Origin of the sequence: Pseudomonas peli, from assembly GCF_050563605.1 — a bacterium.
GTDB lineage: Bacteria > Pseudomonadota > Gammaproteobacteria > Pseudomonadales > Pseudomonadaceae > Aquipseudomonas > Aquipseudomonas peli_A.
In genome coordinates, this window is record NZ_JBNXUH010000003.1 from 79,357 (window position 1) to 102,557 (window position 23,201).

Genomic DNA, 23,201 nt, shown 5'->3' on the forward strand with positions numbered 1-23,201 from the left:
TAGAGAAATAAGATGCGGATTGTAACAGCGAAAGAATTCCAAGATTGGCTGAGCCATGGCGAGGTACTGGAAAAAGACAGCCATGGTGCCAAGGTAATTCGCCTCGCCGATGGCAAATTATTGAAAATTTTCCGCAGCCGCCGCTTGCCCTTGCTTGCTCGCCTGCGCCCCGACGCGGCACGATTCGATGATCGAGCCGGCCGCTTGCAGGCTGCAGGTATACACACACCAACGATTTGCGAAATATGCTGGATCGACCGCAGTACACTTGTCAGCGCCTGCCTCTACGAACCGCTCGCCGGCCAGCCGCTGGACCGCCTATTTCGCGAAAACCGCGAACAATTCGACGTGCTACTACCGCAACTGGCCGCCTATATCTACCGCCTGCATCAGCGTGGCATCTACTTCCGCTCACTGCATTTAGGCAACATTCTGCGCACTCCAGAGGGCGACTTCGGCCTGATCGATTTTCTCGATATTCGTTTCAAAAGCCGACCACTGGGGCGCATGCTGATTCGCCGCAACTTCCAGCACCTGCGCAACTACCTGCAGCGGCGCAAGGTGGATAATTTTCCGTGGGAGGAACTACTGGCCGCCTACAAGGCGGCCAGCAAGGCATCTAACTGATCCAGAGGCAGCTTGGGTAGCACAGTGCCTGGTAGACGGCTTTCTAACGACAGGTTGTAGACTTGGAAAGCTGGACTAACCACCCGTTTAGCCATCAGCTCGAAACACGGCAGAATGTAGTCCTCGTAATCGCCATCCAGTCGGCTACCAACTGCATCATCACCCTGCTCGTAGAAACGGCCTTTGCTCGAATCCAAGTCCATCCCAACTACGAAGACCTGCTGGAACCCCAAGTGATAGGCCAACTGGATTCCGGTGTAGGGGATTGTGCGACTACTGAAATAGCCTTTATCGATATTACGGCTGAAACCAATGCGATTGCGTTTCTGGCGAAACAGCGAGAAATCGCACTCGAAATCGGCATCCTTGCGAGCAGCCCAGGCAAACTGACGATCGCCCATCGGCTCACGCCCGTCGACAGGCCGATTGGCACGTTCAAAACCATAAACAGAGCGTCCAACAAGAGCATCAGGCGCTTGGGCAATTAGAGCCTCGATCACCCTTGGGCTGAAAGCAAGGCTTTCGGCAAACTCCACCCCCTGCAGAATCAGCGATAAGCGATCCCGCACAAAGGCACTGTCATCACAAATGTAGAAAAACGGGGTTACTCCGGTATTGGCGAATCGGCATACAGAACCATTCATCGCCATCATGGGGTATTGCGCATAGCGCTCTAGTGGAAACGCTCCCACGGAAGGCCCCGAAGCGACAAGAAATAAAGGCCCCGAATGCATGCCTCGTAACGTTTCGAAAGACTGAGTATCTGTAATGCGGCGGCCTGTCAGCACCCGTACCCCCTTAATACCATTAGCGCAACCACCACACTACAACAGCACTCGCAGCCAACAGCTATTCGGAGCGTGGTGCAGGCGATGGCTCGTCATAACGCGCAGTAAACAGCGCAAACCCCAAAAGCACTGGCAGCCAGGCTGTAAACCACTCCTCACGAGGCTTAACCCATGGGCCAATGCCATCGGTCAGCAAGGCCACTGCCGCGAAACACCAAAGGGCGCAGAGCGTTCGCCCTGGTGCCCCCGACCTCGCAGACCACGCACGCCAGGCTACGCCCGACTGCAGAGTAAGCCATAACAGCAACCCCACCATGCCCAATTGCACAGCAATATGCATGTAAAGGTTGTGTGCATGTTCAAAACTTCGGCCCAACTCAACAATCGACAATTTGTATTCCGCGCCGACCCCCAAACCCTGCCAAGGATTTATCAACCATAACCCCCACGCCTGCTCCAACAGCTGTGGCCGATAGGACAAGCCGCCACGCAGTAGTTGATCGGGCAATAGCCAAGCACCCAAGCCCGCTGTAAGCACGGCAAAACCACCGGTTAACCATGCCGTTCGAGAGTTCGACCACAGACCGGAAAGCACCAAACACGCCACCAACGCAATGATAGGACCTTTGCTCCGTGACATCACCATAAAGGCGAGATAGCCGAGGCACGCTAATACCCATAGCCAGCCTTGAAAACGCAGAGGCAACCAGCCGCGCATAAATAGCAGTACAAGCCCCATGACCCCCATCACATGGGAGGCAAGGATCGTGTGATTAAGTAGACCAGTGGCCACAATACGCATATCCAGGGACTGCCCCTGCCAAACATAAAAGTAGAAGAGCGACCACCAGGCTAATGCCGCCCCCAGCACAGCACAACCCAACAGGACCTGCCAAAGCAGGCGCGGGTTTAGCGCTGCCAAGGCTACCGTTGCATTAACCGCAAGGCAGACATAGAGCAACTCCTTAAGTCGGTCCGGCTCGCCTCCCCAGATTATCGATAGCCCAGCCCAGAATACTGATAGAGCAAACAGGAACAACAGCACCCAATCCCACGACCGTCGTACAACCGGGATGGCAAATACCGCTAACAGACCCGGCAACCAGAAAAACAGGATCAGCCCCTGCTGATAGAGCTTGCTGGTCGGTAGCAAGAACATACCTAGCAATAGCCATGCGAAGCCAAAGGCAAGCCATCGCGTCAAAACTTTGGGCAAGCGCGAGGCTGGCAATGAATGGTTCATAGTTGCTCCATTAGTACGACGAGCGGCCGTAACGAGTTCTTGCCCACCAGCGCTGAAGCATCTGGCGTGTTTTGTACTTAGGCCTACGCTCGACCTGTTCAATATCACTCATATCAAATAAACGCTGATACGCCAGAGTCGGCCGCACCATAAGAGTATTGGATGAAGCTTGCAGAACTTCCGAATAGTACCAGTCGAGCGGTAATCCCGACTCTGGTGCTTCGCGCAGGATCCGCTCATAGAGACTGGCGTTAACCACATAAGCATGAGCTAGGCGAATACGGCTGACAGCCGAGAGGTTCGCGGAGACGGCAACTTTCTTGCCACCCTTCTTCAAGGTACCACCAAGGTAAAGCACGCCCCACTCACGCCCCTGTAGTTGTTTGCAGGCCCGATTCAGCACAGTGCGGGTATAGGGCTCAAACTCGCAGTCATCTTCAAGAATCAGTACCGACGGCCAGCCTGAATCACGCGCCATGCGAATAATCGCCAGATGACTGCGCATGCATGCCCAGGTCGTCTGCAGTTTGTGCTCTGCAGAAGGACTAGGGCCATCAACTCGCTGGAGAAAACTCTTGAGTGCCACAGATGGCTGATCACCGATCAGATCACGAACACTGATAGCGGAGAAGCGCTCAGCAGCGATACCGACCTGCGCCAAACTCTCGGTCATCCTCGCCCAACGATCAGTACGGTGATCAAGATTGATGACAAATGCATGTTCAAAACACAATTCGGTCATGGCATCACTCAAACGGCAGCAACCTGCTTTTAGTAGTTATTCAGCAACCAGACTCTGTGCCAGAGGTAGGTTCTTGATACGCTCGTTACGCAGCAAGCCTTCGAGCAAGGCGCATGTCTGCTCCAGCCCAGCGATACCCTGAGCCAAGTGATAGTCGGCAAATCGGGCTGACTGCTGCAGGCTACTTACGTAGTCAACCGCAATGTCCGTAATCCTTTGCTGCAACTGGTCAGCACACTCGACACGCTCGCCGAAAAAACTGTCCTGAGCAAAGATGTCTGACTCGCCGCTAGCATTTACATAGATCAGCGGCCTTTGTGCCAGAGCGGCCTCAATCACCGCATTGGACATAATATTGATCACCAGTGATGCACACCCCAGGGCCTCGGCTAGCGTGCAGTTGGCGGGTAAAACCTGAAGGTTAGCCAACGCAGCGGCGGCCTGCTGCCAGAACGGCACCTGACTACGTGGATGAGCCTTAACCAACACCTGATACTCAGGGTGCGCGGCGACCCAGTCGCGCAGCAGCGCGTAGGTGGCCTGATAGCCCGCCTCCTTCTCCTTGTCCGGGCCAACGCCGAGAATCAGCACAGTACGCAGGGACGGCTCAGCCGGCGGCAGGTCGTAAGCGCTGTCAATCATATGCGAGCCCGCCAGCACAGCCTGCGAACTACCAAAACGTAACGTCCGCGCTTGCAGCGCTTCCAGCGAACTCTGCCCAAACAGAAAGTAATAGTCGTAATCGTTCATGCCCAAACGCCGCGAACTCTCCACGGTCGAGGCATGAGCCAGATGAACCAACAGACGTTGACGGGCGTTTAGCGACAGACGCAGAAACGGCGCATACAAGCTGCCATTGCGGTCATTGAGCAGGATGCGCGGCTGGTGGCATTCGACCAACCATTCAGCATAGGCCGCCAGACCGAAGTAGCGGGTCGACACCGTAAAAGGCGGTACCTTTAACAACCGCTGCTGCAGTATCTGTTTCGGCTCCAGCAGCGCGGTCTCGACCAGATGATGGCCACGCCTGCGCAACTCTTCGATCAATAGCTTCTTGCGCTGAAAGGCGATGACTTTGGGAGCCGATTGCAGCAGCAGGAAATCACAAGGCTCGGCGACAACAGTGGCCGCCAGGCGTCGTTTGGCGCGCAGACCAAACCACCAGTCGCCGAGGGCTTCACGGGCGAAACGCAAGGCACTGGCAAACACCCCGTGGCGCTCACGCAGCAACAGCCAGCGATAGCGATCCAGGGCTCGGGCCTTTTCCAGCCAGGGGTTGGCAGCAACATCATGGGTCATGGCAGGCTCACATAACCGAGTTGAGCAACGGCAGCGCCCTGAAGCGCTGGGTCACGGCCTGATCGGAAAACTCTGCTTGCAAGCGCTGCACCATCCGCTGTTGCAGCATCGCCAAGTTATCGGTGGTCTGGGCCTGCTCTATCAACGCCTGCGCCAGAGCCGCAGCAGCGCCTAACGGGAACAGCCGACCACTGTCGATCACCACCTCGCGCCCGCCACCACAATCACTGCAAATCACCGGCACGCCAGCAGCCATGGCCTCCAGCAGTACCATGCCAAACGGCTCATGATCAGACGTCAAAGCGAAAACATCGAACGCCTTGAAATAGTTACGCCCGTTCACCACTTGACCAAGAAAACGCACCGAATCACTCACCCCGATCTCACTGGCAAGGCTTTTCAATGACTCTTCCAGCTTCCCGCTTCCCATGATTGCCAGCAGACTGCCGACCGGCAATTGCTGCAAAGCCTGGGCGAAACCTTTAATCAGCGTGGCCTGATCCTTATCTGGATGCAGACGGCCAACATTGCCAACCACCCAGGCATCCTGCGGCAACCCGAGGTGCGCTCGAGCGGCCTCACGAGAAACCTGCTCGGCCTGCACCGCGGCAATATCAATGCGGTTGTACAGCGTCTCGATACGCTCGGTCGGCCAGTTCGGCAAGCAGGCGCGCATATCATCGCGCACGGCATTGGAGACCCCGAGCAAAGCCAGGCGTTTGCGAAAGAGGTTGGCGAACAGCTGACGCGTACGCCGTTTGTAGTCGCCAAACGCATGATGCACGCCGATCACCGGTAGATCGCTGCCCAGCAGGGCGACGTAGATAGGCTTGAAGCGGTGGGCGATACAGAACTTGAAGTCGCGCGAGGCGGCGATGCGCTTGAGATCGCGGATCGCCTTGAGCTTGAGGCCACGCACTTGCCGACTGGAATAGTCGAGAAAAACCACCTCGTCAGAGGCCGAGCCTTGCTCGACTTCTGCACTCGGTTTGCCAGTCAGATAGACCGTACACACTTTGTAAGGCGTACCGACAAATAGCGCGGCGTACTGCCGCGCACAGTCGAGGAAGGGACCGTCATAACCGTGGCAGAACTGCAAAACCCACGGCTGACCAGCCCCAGCGACCTCAGACATTGTCATACCAATCCTTGCCGTCCTTGACCACGAGGATGTCTTCCATGATCAGGTACTGCAGGTCGGAGCCGTAGAACATGTTCAGCGCGTCAGTCGGCGAGCAGATCATCGGCTCACCGCGGCGGTTCAGGGAGGTGTTCAGCGACACGCCGTTGCCGGTAAGTTTCTCCAGCTCCAGCATCATGTCGTAGTAGCGCGGGTTGTATTCGCGCTTAAGCACCTGGGCGCGCGAGGTGCCATCTTCGTGCACCACTTCGCCGACGCGGGTCTTCCACTCTTCGTTGACTTCGAAGGTGAAGGTCATAAACGGGCTCGGGTGATCGACCTTGAGCATCTGCGGGCCAACGGTGTCGAGCATCGACGGGCAGAAAGGCCTCCAGCGCTCGCGGAACTTGATCTGTTCGTTAATACGGTCTGCCACTCCCGGAATACTCGGGCAACCGATGATCGAACGACCGCCAAGGGCACGCGGGCCGAACTCCATGCGGCCCTGGAACCAGGCCACCGGGTTGGCATCGACCATGATCTTGGCGATGCGCTGCGGCATGTTGTCGATCTGTTTGAACACTGGCTTGCTCGGGTGACGAGCGCAGGCGGCGATCACATCTTCGTTGGAATAAGACGGGCCGAGGTAAACGTGCTCCATCTTCTCCACCGGCACACCGCGCTGGTGCGAGATGTAGGCAGCCGCGCCAACTGCGGTGCCAGCGTCGCCGGAAGCCGGCTGGACGAACAATTCCTTCACATCATCGCGGGCGATGATCTTCTGGTTTAGCTTTACGTTCAGCGCGCAGCCGCCGGCGAAGGCGATCTTGCCGGTCTCGCGGATGATGTCGCCCAGGTAGTGCTCCATCATCTGCAGCGCCAGCTTCTCGAACAGCGCCTGCATGCTAGCGGCGTAGTGGATGTAAGGATCATCGGCGATATCGCCCTGGCGCTTCGGCCCCAGCCACTCGATCAGTTTCTTGGAGAAGTAGAAGCCCTTGCCGTTCTCTTTATAACGGCGCAGGCCGATGACGTTGGCGTACTCGGTGTTGATGATCAGCTCGCCGTTCTCGAACTTGGCCAGGCGCGAAAAATCGTACTTGCTGGCATCACCATAGGGCGCCATGCCCATGACCTTGAACTCGCCGTCGAGCATCTCAAAGCCGAGGAATTCGGTGATCGCGCCGTACAGGCCGCCCAACGAATCCGGATCGTAGAACTCCTTGATCTTGTGGATCTTGCCGTTCTCGCCGTAGCCGAAGAAGGTGGTGGCGTATTCACCCTTGCCGTCGATGCCGAGAATCGCGGTTTTCTCGGTGAAGCCCGAGCAGTGATAAGCACTGGCGGCGTGGGCCAGGTGGTGCTCGACTGGCTCGATCTTGATCTTCTTCAGGTCGAAGCCGAGTTGCTGCAGGCACCACTGGATATGTTTGTAGTAACGCTTGTAGCGGCGGTTGCCCATGAGGATGGCGTCAATCGCGCGATCCGGCGCATACCAATAGCGCTTGGCATACTGCCAGCGGGCCTTCTCGAAGATGCTGATTGGCGCAAATGGAATCGCCACGACGTCGACGTCGGACGGCTTGATCCCAGCCTGTTCCAGGCAGAACTTGGCCGATTCATAGGGCATGCGGTTCTTCGCGTGCTTGTCGCGCACGAAGCGCTCTTCTTCGACGGCCGCGATCAGCTTGCCGTCGATATACAGGGCGGCGGAAGGGTCATGGCTGAGGGCGCCGGACAGGCCGAGAATGGTCAGTGCCACTGGTTTTGCCTCTTCTAGTCTGCTGAGCCGACGGCGGGCGTCAGCGGTATACGTTGGTTGAGCAACTGGTGCAGCGCCGAATTGGCGGGCCAGTTACGCAGGAAACGGGCGCGGTCACGGGCATAGGCCTTGGCGAAACTGCGCGCACTGCGGTGCTGCTGCATGGCGTCGAGGTCTATCAGCGACCAGCGACCCAGGCTTTCATCCCAAAACAGATTGTGCCCCTTGAAATCACCGTGGCTGATGCGTTCGCGCAACAAGGCAGCGAACAAACGATCCAGCGCCAACAGCTCGGTTTCCGGGGGTGTTCTATCTTGGTATGGCTGAAAGCGCGCGATTATATCCTGCCCGCCGCAGTATTCGGTAATCAGGTAGGCACGCCCGCGTAGCCAGCACCAGCGCCGCTCTAGCACGGCCAATGGTTGCGGGGTGGCGATACCCAAAAACTGCAGGCGATTGCCCTCAGCCCAACTGTGCCAGGCGCGGCTGGGCCGCCAGAAGCGTTTCAGCCAGTGGGCGAAGCTCTTCACGTTATAGCGTTTGACCACCAGCGGCCGGCCTTGCAGCTGCACTTGCGCCACGGTGGCCGCACCACCGGTCTTGTAGATATGGCCCTGCTCGGTGAGTAGGTCCAGGTTATTCAACAGCGGCTGCAGCTCGGCCTGACTGTCCCGGCGCACCACCTGCAGGCCAAATGCACCGATTTTCGCCGCGAACAAGCTGCAATCGCGGGCGATCTTGCGCAAATAATCGCGCAAACGCCATTTGCGCACCTTGTCCACTTCTTTGAGCAACGCTTCCAGCGGCAATGCATGCTCACCGTTGGCCAGCAAGTAATGCACCAGCAACTCTTCGATAAAGGGCGCCAACTCAGCTGGCAGCTGGGCAAAGAACACCCCGAGGTTTTCCAGCACCTTGCCGCGCGACAGCGGCTGGCCGGCCGTTTCGACCTGCACACCGCCGCCATCAATGACGAACAACTGGCCGCTATGCCGCAACAGATTGTCCAGATGCAGATCCGCCTGCCACAGCCCCTTGGCATGCATCTGCGCGATGCTGACCAACGCATCGGCCAGCACCGTCTGTTGATCGGAGCTGAGCAACGGCTGATGCTCCACAGCGCGCCAAGCGTCCCACAGGCTCTGCGCCCCCTCCAGGTACTCGAACAGCAGCCAGCCGCCCTCACCATCACGCAAACCTTCGGCCAGCAGCAGCGGCGTATTCAGCCCTAGTTCGGCGAGCACGCGCGCACCATCACGCTCGCGCTGAAAATGTCGTGCAGCCTTGTCGCCGACCAGCAACTTAGCCAGCACCGGCCGCCCGCGCCATTCGGCCTGGGCGACATAGCGCTGCCCGGGTAATACGCGCAGCAGGCGCTGCAGGGTCAGCTCAGCCGAGCCAGCCGCATCAGCCAACTCGATGGTCAGCGGCAACGCTGGCGCGCGGCCAGCCTGACTGAGACCCGCCAAATTCATCGCCGCGCCTCCTTGTGACGCCTGCGGGCACCGAGACGCTCACTCCAGCCGCCGAGATCAACCGCTTCGCCGAGATAGGCCGCCAGCAACACGCCGACCTCCGCCTCGCTCCACACACTGGCGCGGCGCAATAACGGTTCCAGATCCTTTACTCGATCACGCTGACCGAACAGCAATGGGCGGGTCTTTTCCAGATCAATCAGCTGTGCCACGAAGCCTTCAGCGCTCTCGCGCAGAAAAATATGCTTGGGGTAAAAGCAGCCATGCATCTGCCCAGCTTGGTGCAGACGCCGCGCCAGCTCACCACAGGCCTTGAGAATTGCCGCACGACGCGCCTCTTCGAGCGCAGCCCAACCGGGTAACCAGGCATCCAGATCCTGCCAGCCATCCAGAGCGCGAGTCAGCAGCACAGCACGCCGCTCACCCGGCAATTTGCGCTCGGCAAAAAACGCCGCCTGCAGCGCGGGAATACCCAGCGCCGCATAACGGCGAATATTGCGAAATTCGCGGGCAAAGGTGGGCTCGCCGAAGGGATGCAACAAGCTGCGGGTCAGGTGGTTGCTTTGGCGCTTGAGGTAAAACGCGGCCTCGTCGAGATCCAACCGATATACGCTACTCCAGCCGCCACGTTCGGTATTGGGCTCATCCACCGCTTCCAGTTGCAGCGTCCATAACGCCTCGAAGCTGGTCAGCCCATGCCGCTCAAGCAAGGCGCGATCCTGCGCCGCAATAAAGTCACTCATTCCCTGCCCTCGAAAAACTTCACTATCTGCCGCACCCGCCGTTTGTCAGTGCAGCTCAAGCGCTCACGCTCGCAGTACTGCAAGTAGAAGCGCAGACGCTGGCTGCGCGACAACTTGTACTTAGCAACTTTATCCAGGCAGGCAAGATCTTTGATGATGCGGTAGCGCAAGAGCGGCCCCCACCAGAATGAGCCGGTCGGACAATCAATAAAAAACAGCTCTCCCTGGTCATTGACCAGTAAGTTGCGCCACTTCAGATCGTTATGGGTGAAGTGATGATCGTGCAGCGCACGTGTTGAGCGCGCCAACTGGCAACTGACGGAACCGACCCAGGCGTTATCACGCAAGCGCGGGTCATCACGCGTGGCCAACAGTGCAAGGTCCTCGGTGCTGTCCAATTCGCGGGTGATCAACGCACCGCGGACAAACCACCCGAGCTCACGCTCCAAGCCATAGCCAACAATGGCCGCCGTCGGCACGCCCCACTTGGCGAAGTTTTTCAGGTTTTGCCATTCAGCCTTGACCCGCGGCCGACCGATATAGCGTCGCAAACCCTTGCCTGCGCCCCAGTAACGCTTGACGTAGTAGCGCACGCCGCCCCGCTCAACACGGATAACCTCTGACAGTGGATCCTTGGTCAAGCGCTCCCCTTTCAAGGCGAATACTGCATCCAGATCACCGAAGTCAGCAGACAGCGCCTGGTACTGCTGAACGAGAGTCCAACCTGCCATCAGAGCGCATCTCCATAACGCTGCTTGCGCGCATACAGCGCCTCTGCCTTGCGCTCCAGCCAGGCCAGCAGCGTGTGCTCGGCGCTGAGCGTCTGGCGCAATGGCTGTTGAAAATAAGCGCGCAAAAAGCGCAGCTTGTCGCGCTGGGTCAGGCCGATATCCAGTACGGAGAAGTACAGCGCGGCCAGGTCCTTGTTGCGCCAGCGCAAGGGCAGCTGATTACGGACTTGGGCGCGGTGCAGGTCGATCACTGACAGGCGGAAATCGTCGGCGGTTATCGGTTTATCGGTGTGCAGCAGAAAGTGGCAGATATAGCAGTCGCGGTGATTGACCCCAGCGCGGTGCATATTGCCGACAATGTTCGCCACTTCCTTGATCAACGCCCACTTCAGCCGTGGCTCGGGCGGTTGCTGCGCCCAGTTCAGGCTGAGTTGTTCGAGATCGGTGGTCGGCGCCAGTTCTTCGGTGACGATAAAGGAATGCTGCGCCGCCGGGTTACTGCCGCGCTCGCCGTAGGCCACGGCGGTCATGGTTGCAACGCCGACTTCTTTCAGACGCTGAATGGCTTGCCACTCTTGGCGTGCGCCGAGCACTGGCAGTTTGGCGGTGAGCAGGTTTTTGACGATTTCACCCCAGCCGATGCCGCGGTGGATCTTGACGAAGTAACCGCGCCCATCGACCTCGGTACGCAGCGTGCGGCGGCCTTCAAGTTCGCGGTACACCTGGCCCTGCAGAGCTTCGACGGCAACAAAGGGATCTTTACCGGCCCACAGGCTTTTAAAGGGTCCAGCCAGTACCAATTTCATGGACGTGTCGCCAGAATGATGTCGGCCGCACGCTGCGGCATGGAATACAAATCGGCGCTGTCGGCATAAGCCAAACCGTTGCGCCCCCAGAAGGCGCGGCGCTGATCGTCGGCGAGCATATCGGCGAGCAGATGATTAAGCCGCTCCTGCTCGAACGGACTGGCTAGCACCCGCCCAGCATCCGCTTCGGCAATGTAGTGGGCATAGCCGCAGACATCAGTCACCAGCACCGGCAAACCGGAGACCAGCGCCTCCAGCAGCACGGTACCGGTGTTCTCGTTGTAAGCCGGGTGGATCAGCAGATCGGCACCGAGCAGAAAACGCGGAATATCGCTGCGCCCCTTGAGAATCTGCACCTGATCGGACACGCCCAGCGCCTTGGCCTGCAGCTGGAACGAACGCGGATCGTCCTGACCAATGGCGATCAGTCGGGTGCGTTGCTTCAGCTCCCGCGGCAGGGCGGCCAGGGCCTTGAGGCTGCGATCCAGACCTTTGGTCTTGAAGCCGGAGCCGATCTGCACCAGCAGCAGGTCGTTTTCCGCCAGCTTGAACTCGGCGCGGAACTCGGCACGAATTTCGGCCGCATTGGCCGGCGCGCGACGGTCTGCGGCGATGCCCGGCGGCAGCAGGTGAAAGCGCTGCAGCGGGGTGTGGTAATGCTTGATAAACAGCGGCTGCTGCACTTCGGAGATCATCAGAATCTCGGTCTTCGATTCGGGGGCGAATACCGCCCGCTCGTAATCGGCAAAGTGCTTGTAACGCCCCCAGCGTTTGTACAACGGGTTTCGCAGGGTCTGCGCCTTGTCTTCATAGCAACCATCGGCGGCGTAGTAGACGTCCAGGCCGGGCATCTTGTTGAAGCCGATCACCCGATCCACCGTACGCTTGGCCAGGTCAGCCTCGACCCAGGCGGTAAGCTTTTCATTGCGTTTATGGTTGAACAGCGCCTTGACCGGCACCACCACCACTTCGAAGCCCGCAGGCACTTCACCTTCCCAGATCGGCGTGTAGACGCGAATGGCATGGCCGCGCGCCTGGCACTCCAGGGCGATGCGCATAAAGTCGCGCTGCAGGCCGCCGAACGGGAAGTATTTGTAGAGGATAAACGCGAGCTGCATCAGACAACGTCCTCGGCCAGCAACAGGGCCTGCAATTGTGTGGCGACACGCTCGGCATCCAGACCATCGAAACAGGCTTTGTGTCGATCACCCGAGCCAGCATTCGGCCCTGTGGCGCACAGGTGCACCTGACCACGACCATAGGCACCTACGCGCCCCGGCAGGGTCGGGCCGTACAGGGAAATACTCGGCACATCCAACGCAGCGGCCAGATGGCCCAGCCCGGTATCCACCGCCACGCAGGCACTGGCGCCGGCAATCACTTTAGCCACACCTGCAAGATTTAATTTGGGCAGCACCGCGGCGTTTTCAATGCCGGCGGCGATCCGTTCGGCGCGTGCTCTCTCGGTTGCATTGCCCCAAGGCAGGCGCACAGCCCAGCCTTGTGCACTCATCTGCTCGGCCAGCGCACGCCAATCGGCTTCCGGCCAATGCTTGCTTGGCCAGGTGGTGCCGTGCAGAAACAGCAAGTAAGGTTGCGGCGCGTGATCGGCCAGTTGCGCGCGATTCAGGCCGTAGTCGCCGACGCCCGCTGGCAGCGCATAGCCCAGCGCCTGGGCGAATAACTGGCGAGTACGCTCAAGGGCATGCTGCTCGCGCGGCACGCTATAGCAGCGATCATAGAAGCGACTGGCCAGCGGTTCACGCGCTGAATCACGATCCAGACCGGCAATCGGTGCCTTGACGTAACGGGTCAGCCAGGCGCTTTTCAGCAGGCCTTGGGCATCGATGACCAGGTCGTACTTGGTTTCGCCGAGCCGCTGCTTAAAGCGCTTCCACTCACCATTTTTCAGGGTCTGCCAGAGGTGCTTGCGCCAGCGGCGGATGGCCACCGGAATCACCTGCGCCACGGCCGGGTGCCAGGCGGGAATCTCGGCAAACCCCTCCTCCACCACCCAGTCGAACTGAATGCCGGGAATCGCCCGCGCAGCATCAGTCAGCGCCGGCAAGGTGTGCACCACATCGCCCAGCGAAGAGGTTTTGATCAACAGTACCCGCAAGCTATTCAACCTCGACCGGGTCGCTGACCAGGCGATCCAGCGCCTCGATCACCGGGCGTGGCTTGAGCTGGCCCAAGCAGTTGTAGTGGCCAAAACGGCAGGTGCGATCAAAGCACGGGCTGCATTCCAGACCCAGACGGACGATTTCCACCTGTTCGGCCAGCGGCGGGGTAAAGCCCGGTGAAGTCGAGCCGTAGACCGCCACCAGCGGGCGATTCAGCGCTGCCGCCACATGCATCAGGCCAGAATCGTTGGACACCACGGCGCCGGCGCAAGACAGCAAATCGATGGCTTCAGCCAGGCTGGTTTCGCCGGCCAGGTTCACCGCCTCCTCACGCAGGCCAGGAATCAGCCGACTGAGAATGTCCTCACCGACCGGGTGATCATTCTTCGAGCCGAATATCCACACCTGCCAGCCGGCTCGGATCTTCAGCTCGGCGACCTTGGCGTAATGCTCGCTCGGCCAGCGCTTGGCTTCACCGAACTCAGCTCCTGGGCACAGCGCCAGCACCGGGCGATCCAGGCTCAGGCCAAACTTGGCCAGGGCGGCGTCGCGGCTCTGCGAGTCGATCTGCAAGGCTGGACGCGGATAGGGCTGCGGCAGCGCGCTACCGGCCTCGAAGGCCAGCGCCATAAAGCGCTCGATCATCAGCGGGTAGCGCTCTTTGTCCAGCGTGCGCATGTCGTTGAGCAGGCCATAGCGCAGCTCGCCCTTCCAGCCGGTGCGCTTGGGGATACCGGCGAAAAACGGCACCAGCGCGGATTTCAGCGAATTGGGCAGCAGAATCGCCTGGTCGTACTGGCCGGCCAGGGATTTACCGATCTTGCGCCGCGTCGCCAATTCCAGCACGCCATGGCCGAGCGGAAAGCTCAAGGCCTGACGCACTTCGGGCATGCGTTCGAGAATCGGCCGGCTCCACTCGGGGGCCAGCACATCGATTGCGCAACCGGGATGGCGTTGTTGCAGGCACTGAAACAGCGTCTGCGCCATCACCATGTCGCCCACCCAGCTGGGGCCTACGATCAGTATTTTCATGCCACTTCCAGAAACGACCAAGGAGGCTTTCGCCTCCCGGACAGACTCAACGCTCGACTATCAGCCTAGCCTGCATCGCCAGATGGAACCCCATCCGGCACACGCGAGCAGCTTATTTAACCAGGGTGCGCCACTCAGCGTGGGCATCGGTTTTACCTGTTACCAGGTCGAAATAGGCGGTTTGCAGCTTCTCGGTGATCGGGCCACGACGGCCTGCGCCGATTTGCCGGCCATCGACTTCACGAATCGGCGTGACTTCGGCGGCGGTGCCGGTGAAGAAGGCTTCATCGGCGATATACACCTCATCGCGGGTGATGCGCTTCTCGATCACTTCCAGGCCATGCTCGGCTGCCAGAGTCAGAATGGTGTTGCGGGTGATGCCGTTCAGGCAGGAAGTGACTTCCGGGGTATAGATCACGCCGTTACGCACTAGGAAGATGTTCTCGCCCGAGCCCTCGGCCACGTAGCCTTCAGTATCCAGCAGCATGGCCTCGTCGGCACCGCCGGAGATGGCTTCCTGCAGCGCCAGCATCGAGTTTATGTAATTGCCGTTGGCCTTGGCGCGGGTCATCGAGATGTTCACGTGGTGGCGGGTAAAGGAGCTGGTACGCACCTTGATGCCAACCTGCAGGGCTTCGTCGCCCATATAGGCGCCCCAGCTCCAGGCCGCAACGATCACCTGGGTTTTCAAGCCACTGGCGCGCAGGCCCATGGCTTCAGATCCGTAGAACACCATTGGGCGGATATAGGCGCTTTCCAGGTTGTTCTCACGCACGGCAGCGCGGGTAGCTTCGTTGATCTCGTCTTTGCTGAACGGGATCTTCATGCCCATGATGTGGGCCGAGTCGAACAGGCGGTCGGTGTGCGCTTGCAGGCGGAAAATCGCCGTGCCTTGCGGGGTGTTGTAGGCGCGCACGCCTTCAAACACGCCCATGCCGTAGTGCAGGGTATGGGTCAGCACGTGGGTGGTCGCGTTGCGCCACGGCACCAGCTCGCCGTCATACCAGATCACGCCATCACGATCGGCCATCGACATAGTTGCCTGCTCCTCAAACTCGATTGGTACAACATTGGCCGGCCACCCTGGGTACCCGACATCCTCAAATTCAGCTCAGCCTGCTTCAGCTCAAGCCCAGTTCCTGCCAGATGCGCATCACCGTGCGCCGCTCATCGGCAAACTGATCACCGCTGACCACCCCAGGCTGCTTTTGCAGGGCCTGGCGGTGCGCCGCCGAGCGGTAGGCCTTGTAGATATCCTGCAGCAAGCGGGCATCTTCGCCCGGTAGCAAGCCAACCCGCTCCAGCCCTTCCAGAATGCGAATATTGTCAGTGAACTCAAGCAATTCCGGGTACTGGCGCGACCAGGCCAGGGCCGCGTATTGCACCATAAATTCAATATCGACGATACCTCCGGCGTCCTGTTTGAGGTCGAACGGCGCGGTGGCCTCGAAGGCATTCGCTGCCGTACCAGCCGCCGTGGCCTTGCTGCCGAGGTTGTCGCGCATCTTCGCGCGCATCTCGCTGACCTCGGTGCGCAGGGTGGCCAGGTCGCGCTCACGCCCCAGCACGCCGGCGCGCACCGCCTCGAACGCCTTGCCAACCCGCGCACAGCCGACCAGCACCCGTGCCCGCACCAGCGCCTGATGCTCCCAGGTCCAGGCCTCGCCCTGCTGGTAGCGCTCGAAGGCGCCCAGCGAGCTGACCAGCAGGCCCGCCGCGCCGGAAGGCCGCAGGCGCATGTCGACTTCATAGAGCTGGCCGGAGTTGGTCTGGGTGGTCAACAGGTGAATGATGCGCTGACCCAGGCGGTTGAAGAACTGCGCGCCGTCGATGGACTTTTCGCCATCGGTTTCCGCATGCGGGTCGCCATCGTGGATAAACACCAGATCGAGGTCCGAACCATGGCCCAGTTCGATGCCACCCACCTTGCCGTAGCCGACGATGACAAAATCCGGGTCGCAGATACTGCCGTCAGGACGACGCGGCGCGCCGTATTTGCTCACCGTATGGCTCCAGGCCAGGGCTAGCACCTGATCGAGAATCGCCTCGGCCAGCCAGGTCAGGTAGTCGCTGACCTTCATCAGCGGCAGAGTGCCGGCAATTTCCGAGGCGGCGACGCGCAGGCGATGCGCCAGCTTGAAGTGACGCAGCGCCTCCATCTGCTGCTCCAGATCCTCCTCGGGAATGCGCATCAGCCGCTCGCGCAGCTCGGCGGCTAGCTCGGGGGCCAGTGGCGGCTTGAACAGCCGCCCTTCATTAAGTAGCTCATCGAGCAGCAGCGGGAAGCGGGTGATCTGCTCGGCAATCCACGGGCTGGCCGCACACAGGGTCAGCAGACGCTGCAGTGCGCTAGGGTTTTCCGTGAGCAGCACCAGATAGGCCGAACGCCGCGCCACGGCCTCGATTAGCGGCAGTACGCGCTCCAGCACCAGGTCGGGATTTTCATGCTCCACCGCTTGCGCCAGCAGGCGCGGGATAAAGGCATCCAGACGTTCACGACCGAGGCGTTGCATGGCGCGCACCTGATTGCCGTTGCGCAGCCCTGCCAAGCGCTGCCAGGCCGATTGCGGCTCGGCAAAGCCGGCCTCGGCCAGCTGCCGGCACGCGGCCTCTTCGTCCTGCACATCATCCCAGAGCGGCAACCATTCGCAGCCCACGGCTTCTTCGACCGGCTCGCCACCTTCCTCTTCATCAGGGTCGGCGATCACCTGGCGAAAGTGCCAATCCACCCGGCCGCGCCAGTGCATCAGCTGCTCGTGGAACGCCTGCCAGCTGTCGAAGCCCATAATAAAGGCCACACGCGCACGGTCCTGATCGTTGTCCGGGAGCATCTGCGTCTGCCGGTCATCGATGGCCTGCAGTGCATGCTCGGCATAACGCAGGAAGGCATAACCGTCACGCAACTCATCGGTCACCGCCGGCGGCAGGTAACCCTGATCACGCAGGGTATTCAGTACGGCAAACAGCGAGCGCTGCTGCAGGCTAAGGTCGCGACCGCCGTGAATCAGCTGGAAGGCCTGGGCGATAAACTCCACTTCGCGGATGCCACCAGAACCCAGCTTGATGTTCTCGGCCATGCCCTTGCGCCGCACTTCCTGCTGGATCAGCTGCTTCATGGCGCGCAGCGCTTCAATTGCCGAGAAATCCAGGTAACGCCGGTAAACGAACGGCCGCAGCATCTCCAGCAGCTGCGCGCCAGCGACCTGATCGCCGCCGACAACCCGCGCCTTGATCATCGCGTAGCGCTCCCAGTCGCGACCCTGATCCTGGTAGTACTGCTCCAGGGCGTTAAAGCTGAACACCAGCGAACCGGAAGAGCCGTACGGGCGCAGACGCATGTCGGTGCGGAAGACGAAGCCGTCGACAGTGATCACGTCCAGCGCCTTGATCAGCTTCTGACCGAGACGGATAAAGAACTCCTGATTATCAAGCGGGCGCTTCACCCCTTCGGTTTCGCCGCCCTCGGGATAGCCGAAGATCAGGTCGATGTCCGAGGACAGGTTCAGCTCATGCGCGCCCAGCTTGCCCATACCGAGGATGACCATATGCTGCGCCTGGCCGCTGCGCCGGCCGATGGGCGTGCCGAACTGCGTGCAATGGCGTGGATACAGCCACTGATAAGCCAGGTCGATACAGGCATCGGCCAGATCGGAAAGGTCGCGGCAGGTTTCGATGAGGTCGGCCTGACGGCTGATATCGCGCCAAATAATCCGCAGCTGCTGACGGTTACGGAAGCGCCGCAGGCGTCGCCCCAGCTCGTCGTCATCGGCACACTCCTCCAGCGCCTGGGCCAATTGGCCGCGCAATTCGCCCGCCCCCAGACTGCGTTCCAGCTCACCGCTGGCGGCTAGCGCGAGCAGCATTTGCGGGTCACGCGAGCCCTGCTGCACCACAAAATCACTGGCCGCAGCCACTCGCTGCCAGGCCGCAAGTCGTTCGCTCGGCCAACCCGCAAAAGCCGCCGCAGCCTCGCCGCCAAGCGCGGCAAACGCCTGCTGCAGAAACTGTTCAGCACGGGGAACAAGGTGGGCCAGGGCAGCAGGTAAAGAGGCCAGCGCGGGCAGGCTCATGGTCTATCCTTTTTAGCGATCTGCCAGTGCAGCGATCACGGATGACAAACACCCACTCTAGAGCTGGGCGGATCACTGACAGAAAAATAATTGTAGTTTTACTACCAAAGATTGTATCCAAAAGGCTGAAATCGGCGTCGGAATGTAGTAAAACTACACGCAGCCGGTCCTACCCCCGGTCAATCCAAGAATTCACGCGGCCACTCACGAAGTCGGCCACGAAACCTGGCCTCCGATTCTGGAAGCCTTTCCGCCCTGGAGCAAGCCATGCAAGACCTCGATCCCGTCGAAACCCAGGAATGGCTGGACGCCCTTGAGTCCGTCCTCGATAACGAGGGTGAAGACCGCGCACATTACCTGATGACCCGTATGGGCGAGCTGGCCACCCGCAGTGGTTCACAGCTGCCGTATGCGATCACCACGCCCTACCGCAACACCATCCCGCTGACCCACGAAGCACGCATGCCTGGCGACCTGTTTATGGAACGCCGCATTCGCTCGCTGGTACGCTGGAACGCGCTGGCCATGGTGATGCGCACCAATCTGAAAGATTCGGACCTGGGCGGCCACATCTCCAGCTTCGCGTCCTCGGCGACCCTGTATGACATCGGCTTCAACTACTTCTTCCAGGCTCCTACCGAGGAGCACGGCGGCGACCTGATCTTCTTCCAGGGCCACGCATCGCCCGGCGTTTACGCCCGCGCCTTTATGGAAGGCCGCATAACCGAAGACCAGATGAACAACTTCCGCCAGGAAGTCGATGGCCAAGGCCTGTCGTCCTACCCGCACCCCTGGTTGATGCCGGACTTCTGGCAGTTCCCGACCGTCTCCATGGGGCTGGGCCCGATTCAGGCGATCTACCAGGCACGCTTTATGAAGTACCTGGAAGCACGCGGCTTTATCCCGGCCGGCAAGCAGAAGGTCTGGTGCTTTATGGGCGACGGCGAGTGCGACGAGCCGGAATCCCTCGGCGCGATCTCCCTGGCTGGCCGCGAAAAGCTGGACAACCTGATCTTCGTCATCAACTGCAACCTGCAGCGCCTCGACGGCCCGGTACGCGGCAACGGCAAGATCATCCAGGAACTCGAAGGCGTGTTCCGTGGCGGTGGCTGGAACGTCAACAAGGTGGTCTGGGGCCGCTTCTGGGACCCACTGCTGGCCAAGGATGTCGACGGCATCCTGCAACGCCGCATGGACGAAGTCATCGACGGCGAATACCAGAACTACAAGGCCAAGGACGGCGCGTTCGTCCGCGAGCACTTCTTCAACTCGCCGGAACTCAAGGCGATGGTTGCCGATCTGTCCGACGACGAGATCTGGAAGCTCAACCGTGGCGGCCACGACCCGTACAAGGTCTATGCGGCCTATCACCAGGCGGTCAACCACAAAGAGCAGCCGACCGTGATCCTGGCCAAGACCGTCAAAGGTTATGGCACCGGCGCCGGTGAAGCGAAGAACACCGCGCACAACACCAAGAAGGTCGATGTCGACAGCCTCAAGCAGTTCCGCGACCGCTTCGACATCCCGGTCAAGGATGACGAGCTGGAAAATCTGCCGTTCCTCAAGCCGGAAGAAGGCAGCGCCGAAGCCCGTTACCTGAGCGAACGCCGCGCCGCCCTCGGTGGTTTCGTGCCGCAACGCCGCGCCAAGAGCTTCAGCATCCCGACGCCGCCGCTGGACACCCTCAAGGCCATCCTCGACGGCTCGGGCGACCGTGAAATCTCCACCACCATGGCCTTCGTGCGCATCCTCGCGCAGCTGGTCAAGGACAAGGACATCGGCTCGCGCATCGTGCCGATCATCCCGGACGAAGCACGTACCTTCGGTATGGAAGGCATGTTCCGCCAGCTCGGCATCTACTCCTCGGTCGGCCAGCTGTATGAGCCGGTGGATAAAGACCAGGTGATGTTCTACCGCGAGGACAAGAAGGGCCAGATTCTCGAAGAAGGCATCAACGAAGCCGGCGCCATGAGTTCGTTCATTGCTGCTGGTACTTCGTACAGCAGCCATAACCAGCCGATGCTGCCGTTCTACATCTTCTACTCGATGTTCGGCTTCCAGCGTATTGGCGACCTGGCCTGGGCCGCTGGCGACAGCCGTACCCGTGGCTTCCTGATCGGCGGCACCGCTGGGCGTACCACGCTGAACGGCGAAGGCCTGCAGCACGAGGATGGTCACAGCCACATGCTCGCTGCGACCATCCCCAACTGCCGCACCTATGATCCGACCTACGGCTACGAGCTGGCGGTGATCATTCAGGACGGCATGAAGAAGATGACCGAGCAGCAACAGGACGTCTTCTACTACATCACCGTGATGAACGAGTCCTACCAGCAGCCCGCCATGCCGGCCGGCATCGAGGAAGGCATCATCAAGGGCATGTACCTGCTCGAAGAGGACAAGAAGGAAGCCGCGCACCACGTGCAGCTCCTCGGTTCCGGCACCATCCTGCGTGAAGTGCGCGAAGCGGCGAAGATTCTGCGTGACGAGTTCAACGTCGCTGCAGACGTATGGAGCGTGACCAGTTTCAACGAACTGCGCCGCGACGGCCTGGCCGTGGAACGCAGCAACCGCCTGCACCCGGGCCAGAAGCCCAAGCAGACCTATGTGGAAGAATGCCTGAGCGGTCGTAAAGGCCCGGTGATTGCCTCCACCGACTATATGAAGCTGTTTGCCGAACAGATTCGTCAGTGGGTGCCGAGCAAGGAATTCAAGGTGCTGGGCACCGACGGCTTCGGCCGCAGCGACAGCCGCAAGAAGCTGCGCCACTTCTTCGAAGTGGACCGCAACTGGGTTGTCCTGGCTGCCCTGGAAGCACTCGCCGACCGTGGTGATATCGAACCGAAGGTGGTGGCCGAGGCCATCGTCAAGTTCGGCATCAACCCGGAAAAACTCAACCCACTGGACTGCTAAGGAGCGAAACGATGAGTGAATTGATTCGCGTACCCGACATCGGTGGTGGTGAGGGTGAAGTAATCGAACTGATGGTCAAGGTCGGTGATCGCATCGAGGCCGATCAGAGCGTGCTGACCCTGGAGTCGGACAAGGCCAGCATGGAAATCCCCGCGCCGAAAGGCGGCGTGGTGAAAAGCCTGAAAGTAAAGCTGGGCGACCGCCTGAAAGAAGGCGACGAACTGTTTGAGCTGGAAGCCGAAGGCGCTGCCGAAACAGCACCAGCGGCGCCGGCCGCAGCACCGGCAGAAGCACCTAAAGCAGCTGCTGCTCCCGCTCCGGCCGCCGCACCTGCGCCAGCCGCACCTGCGCCAGCCGCGCAGGCCAGCAGCGTGCAGGACGTGCATGTGCCGGACATCGGTTCGGACGGCAAAGCCAGGGTCATCGAAATTCTGATCAAGGTCGGCGATAGCGTCGAAGCCGATCAGTCGCTGATCACCCTGGAGTCGGACAAGGCCAGCATGGAAATCCCCTCGCCGGCTGCCGGCGTGGTGGAAAGCATCAGCGTCAAACTGGAAGACGAAGTCGGCACCGGTGATTTTATCCTCAAACTGAAAGTGGCCGGCGCCGCTGCGGCTCCAGCAGCAGCGCCAGCACCGGCAGCTGCACCCGCAAGTGACGTACACAAGGTTCCGGCCGGTGCGCACCCAGCGGTCGCCGCCGAAGTCAGCGCGATTGCCTCGCTGGCAGCAGCCGCCGCGAGCGTTGCCGCCGCCCCCAAGCGTGACGGCGCCAAGGTGCATGCGGGCCCGGCTGTGCGTCAGCTCGCTCGCGAGTTCGGCGTCGAGCTGTCCGCCGTACCGGGCACCGGGCCGAAAGGCCGCGTGCTCAAAGAGGACGTGCAGGCTTACGTCAAAACCATGATGCAGAAGGCCAAGGAAGCCCCTGCCGCCGGTGCAACCGGCGGTGCCGGTATCCCGCCGATCCCGGTGGTGGACTTCAGCAAGTTTGGTGAAATCGAAGAAGTGGCGATGACCCGCCTGATGCAGGTCGGCGCCAACAACCTGCATCGCAGCTGGCTCAACGTGCCGCACGTGACTCAGTTCGATTCGGCCGATATCACCGAGCTGGAAGCCTTCCGCGTGGCGCAGAAAGCCGTGGCGGAAAAGGCTGGGGTCAAACTCACCGTGCTGCCGCTGCTGCTCAAGGCCTGCGCCTTCCTGCTCAAGGAACTGCCGGACTTCAACAGCTCACTGGCGCCGAGCGGCAAAGCCATCATCCGCAAGAAATACGTGCACATCGGCTTTGCTGTGGACACCCCGGACGGCCTGCTGGTCCCGGTGATCAAGAACGTCGATCAGAAGAGCCTGCTGCAGCTCGCCGCCGAAGCCGCCGTACTGGCGGAAAAGGCGCGCAGCAAGAAGCTGTCGGCCGACGATATGCAGGGCGCCTGCTTCACCATCTCCAGCCTCGGCCACATTGGCGGCACCGGCTTTACGCCGATCGTCAACGCGCCGGAAGTGGCAATTCTCGGTGTGAGCAAAGCGACCATCCAGCCGGTCTGGGATGGCAAAGCCTTCCAGCCCAAGCTGATGCTGCCGCTGTCGCTGTCCTACGACCACCGGGTGATCAACGGTGCCGCTGCGGCGCGCTTCACCAAGCGCCTGGGTGACGTACTGGCGGACATCCGCACCATGCTGCTGTAACGCATCAACTTTCGAGCAGCCACGCTCGTACCCTCGACCCCG

At 60.4% G+C, this 23,201-nt stretch carries 18 protein-coding genes; 3 read left to right on the forward strand and 15 right to left on the reverse strand.

Translation table 11 applies throughout. The features are described from left to right. Positions 1-12: 12 nt before the first annotated feature. On the forward strand, positions 13-627 hold the full coding sequence (locus tag ACQ4LH_RS05005; RefSeq protein WP_430696198.1) for a lipopolysaccharide kinase InaA family protein: 615 nt from the start codon (positions 13-15) through the stop codon (positions 625-627). On the opposite strand, the gene ACQ4LH_RS05010 is transcribed toward ACQ4LH_RS05005, so the two are convergent. The 15 genes from ACQ4LH_RS05010 to glnE form a co-directional block, all read right to left on the reverse strand. Next, on the reverse strand, positions 597-1,415 hold the full coding sequence (locus tag ACQ4LH_RS05010) for a lipopolysaccharide core biosynthesis protein (protein ID WP_430696199.1): 819 nt from the start codon (positions 1,413-1,415) through the stop codon (positions 597-599). The two genes, ACQ4LH_RS05005 and ACQ4LH_RS05010, sit on opposite strands and share 31 nt — an antisense overlap. 61 nt (positions 1,416-1,476) lie before the next feature. Further along, a complete protein-coding gene (locus ACQ4LH_RS05015; protein WP_430696200.1) occupies positions 1,477-2,658 on the reverse strand; it encodes an O-antigen ligase family protein in 1,182 nt (393 codons plus the stop codon). A gap of 10 nt (positions 2,659-2,668) precedes the next feature. After that, positions 2,669-3,400, reverse strand: a complete 732-nt coding sequence (locus ACQ4LH_RS05020) for a glycosyltransferase family 25 protein (RefSeq protein ID WP_430696201.1) — start codon at positions 3,398-3,400, stop codon at positions 2,669-2,671. 36 nt (positions 3,401-3,436) lie between these two features. After that, positions 3,437-4,699 (reverse strand): capsule biosynthesis protein, encoded by a 1,263-nt coding sequence (locus tag ACQ4LH_RS05025; protein ID WP_430696202.1) that lies wholly within the window; start codon positions 4,697-4,699, stop codon positions 3,437-3,439. A gap of 7 nt (positions 4,700-4,706) precedes the next feature. Then, on the reverse strand, positions 4,707-5,840 hold the full coding sequence (locus tag ACQ4LH_RS05030) for a glycosyltransferase (protein ID WP_430696203.1): 1,134 nt from the start codon (positions 5,838-5,840) through the stop codon (positions 4,707-4,709). Continuing rightward, positions 5,827-7,581, reverse strand: coding sequence for a carbamoyltransferase family protein (locus tag ACQ4LH_RS05035; RefSeq protein WP_430696204.1), 1,755 nt, complete (start codon positions 7,579-7,581; stop codon positions 5,827-5,829). Before ACQ4LH_RS05035 ends, ACQ4LH_RS05030 begins: the two co-directional genes overlap by 14 nt. A 14-nt stretch (positions 7,582-7,595) precedes the next feature. Continuing rightward, positions 7,596-9,056 (reverse strand): lipopolysaccharide kinase InaA family protein, encoded by a 1,461-nt coding sequence (locus ACQ4LH_RS05040; RefSeq protein WP_430696205.1) that lies wholly within the window; start codon positions 9,054-9,056, stop codon positions 7,596-7,598. After that, a complete protein-coding gene (locus ACQ4LH_RS05045; RefSeq protein ID WP_430696206.1) occupies positions 9,053-9,799 on the reverse strand; it encodes a lipopolysaccharide kinase InaA family protein in 747 nt (248 codons plus the stop codon). The genes ACQ4LH_RS05040 and ACQ4LH_RS05045 overlap by 4 nt, the downstream gene beginning before the upstream one ends. After that, on the reverse strand, positions 9,796-10,530 hold the full coding sequence (locus ACQ4LH_RS05050) for a lipopolysaccharide kinase InaA family protein (RefSeq protein WP_430696207.1): 735 nt from the start codon (positions 10,528-10,530) through the stop codon (positions 9,796-9,798). The genes ACQ4LH_RS05045 and ACQ4LH_RS05050 overlap by 4 nt, the downstream gene beginning before the upstream one ends. Continuing rightward, positions 10,530-11,336 (reverse strand): lipopolysaccharide core heptose(I) kinase RfaP, encoded by an 807-nt coding sequence (gene rfaP, locus ACQ4LH_RS05055; RefSeq protein ID WP_430696208.1) that lies wholly within the window; start codon positions 11,334-11,336, stop codon positions 10,530-10,532. The genes ACQ4LH_RS05050 and rfaP overlap by 1 nt, the downstream gene beginning before the upstream one ends. Beyond that, entirely contained in the window at positions 11,333-12,454 is a 1,122-nt protein-coding gene (locus ACQ4LH_RS05060) for a glycosyltransferase family 4 protein (protein WP_430696209.1), read from the reverse strand. Before ACQ4LH_RS05060 ends, rfaP begins: the two co-directional genes overlap by 4 nt. Next, the gene (gene waaC / locus ACQ4LH_RS05065; protein ID WP_430696210.1) at positions 12,454-13,455 is read right to left on the reverse strand and encodes a lipopolysaccharide heptosyltransferase I; all 1,002 of its coding nucleotides are present in this window, start codon (positions 13,453-13,455) and stop codon (positions 12,454-12,456) included. Before waaC ends, ACQ4LH_RS05060 begins: the two co-directional genes overlap by 1 nt. A gap of 1 nt (position 13,456) precedes the next feature. Then, positions 13,457-14,491 carry a lipopolysaccharide heptosyltransferase II gene (gene waaF / locus ACQ4LH_RS05070; protein WP_430696211.1) on the reverse strand — a complete coding sequence of 345 codons (1,035 nt, stop codon included), beginning with the start codon at positions 14,489-14,491 and terminating at the stop codon, positions 13,457-13,459. A gap of 112 nt (positions 14,492-14,603) precedes the next feature. Continuing rightward, positions 14,604-15,527: a branched-chain amino acid transaminase gene (locus ACQ4LH_RS05075; RefSeq protein WP_430696212.1), complete on the reverse strand. Its 924-nt coding sequence runs from the start codon at positions 15,525-15,527 to the stop codon at positions 14,604-14,606. Positions 15,528-15,612: 85 nt separating this feature from the next. Continuing rightward, positions 15,613-18,561: a bifunctional [glutamate--ammonia ligase]-adenylyl-L-tyrosine phosphorylase/[glutamate--ammonia-ligase] adenylyltransferase gene (gene glnE / locus ACQ4LH_RS05080; RefSeq protein WP_430696213.1), complete on the reverse strand. Its 2,949-nt coding sequence runs from the start codon at positions 18,559-18,561 to the stop codon at positions 15,613-15,615. 267 nt (positions 18,562-18,828) lie between these two features. Between glnE and aceE the strand changes: the two genes are divergently transcribed. Both aceE and aceF read left to right on the forward strand, forming a co-directional pair. Further along, positions 18,829-21,474 (forward strand): pyruvate dehydrogenase (acetyl-transferring), homodimeric type, encoded by a 2,646-nt coding sequence (gene aceE / locus ACQ4LH_RS05085; RefSeq protein WP_090249839.1) that lies wholly within the window; start codon positions 18,829-18,831, stop codon positions 21,472-21,474. Between the two features lie 11 nt (positions 21,475-21,485). Next, positions 21,486-23,159, forward strand: coding sequence for a dihydrolipoyllysine-residue acetyltransferase (gene aceF, locus ACQ4LH_RS05090; RefSeq protein WP_430696214.1), 1,674 nt, complete (start codon positions 21,486-21,488; stop codon positions 23,157-23,159). Positions 23,160-23,201: the final 42 nt, after the last annotated feature.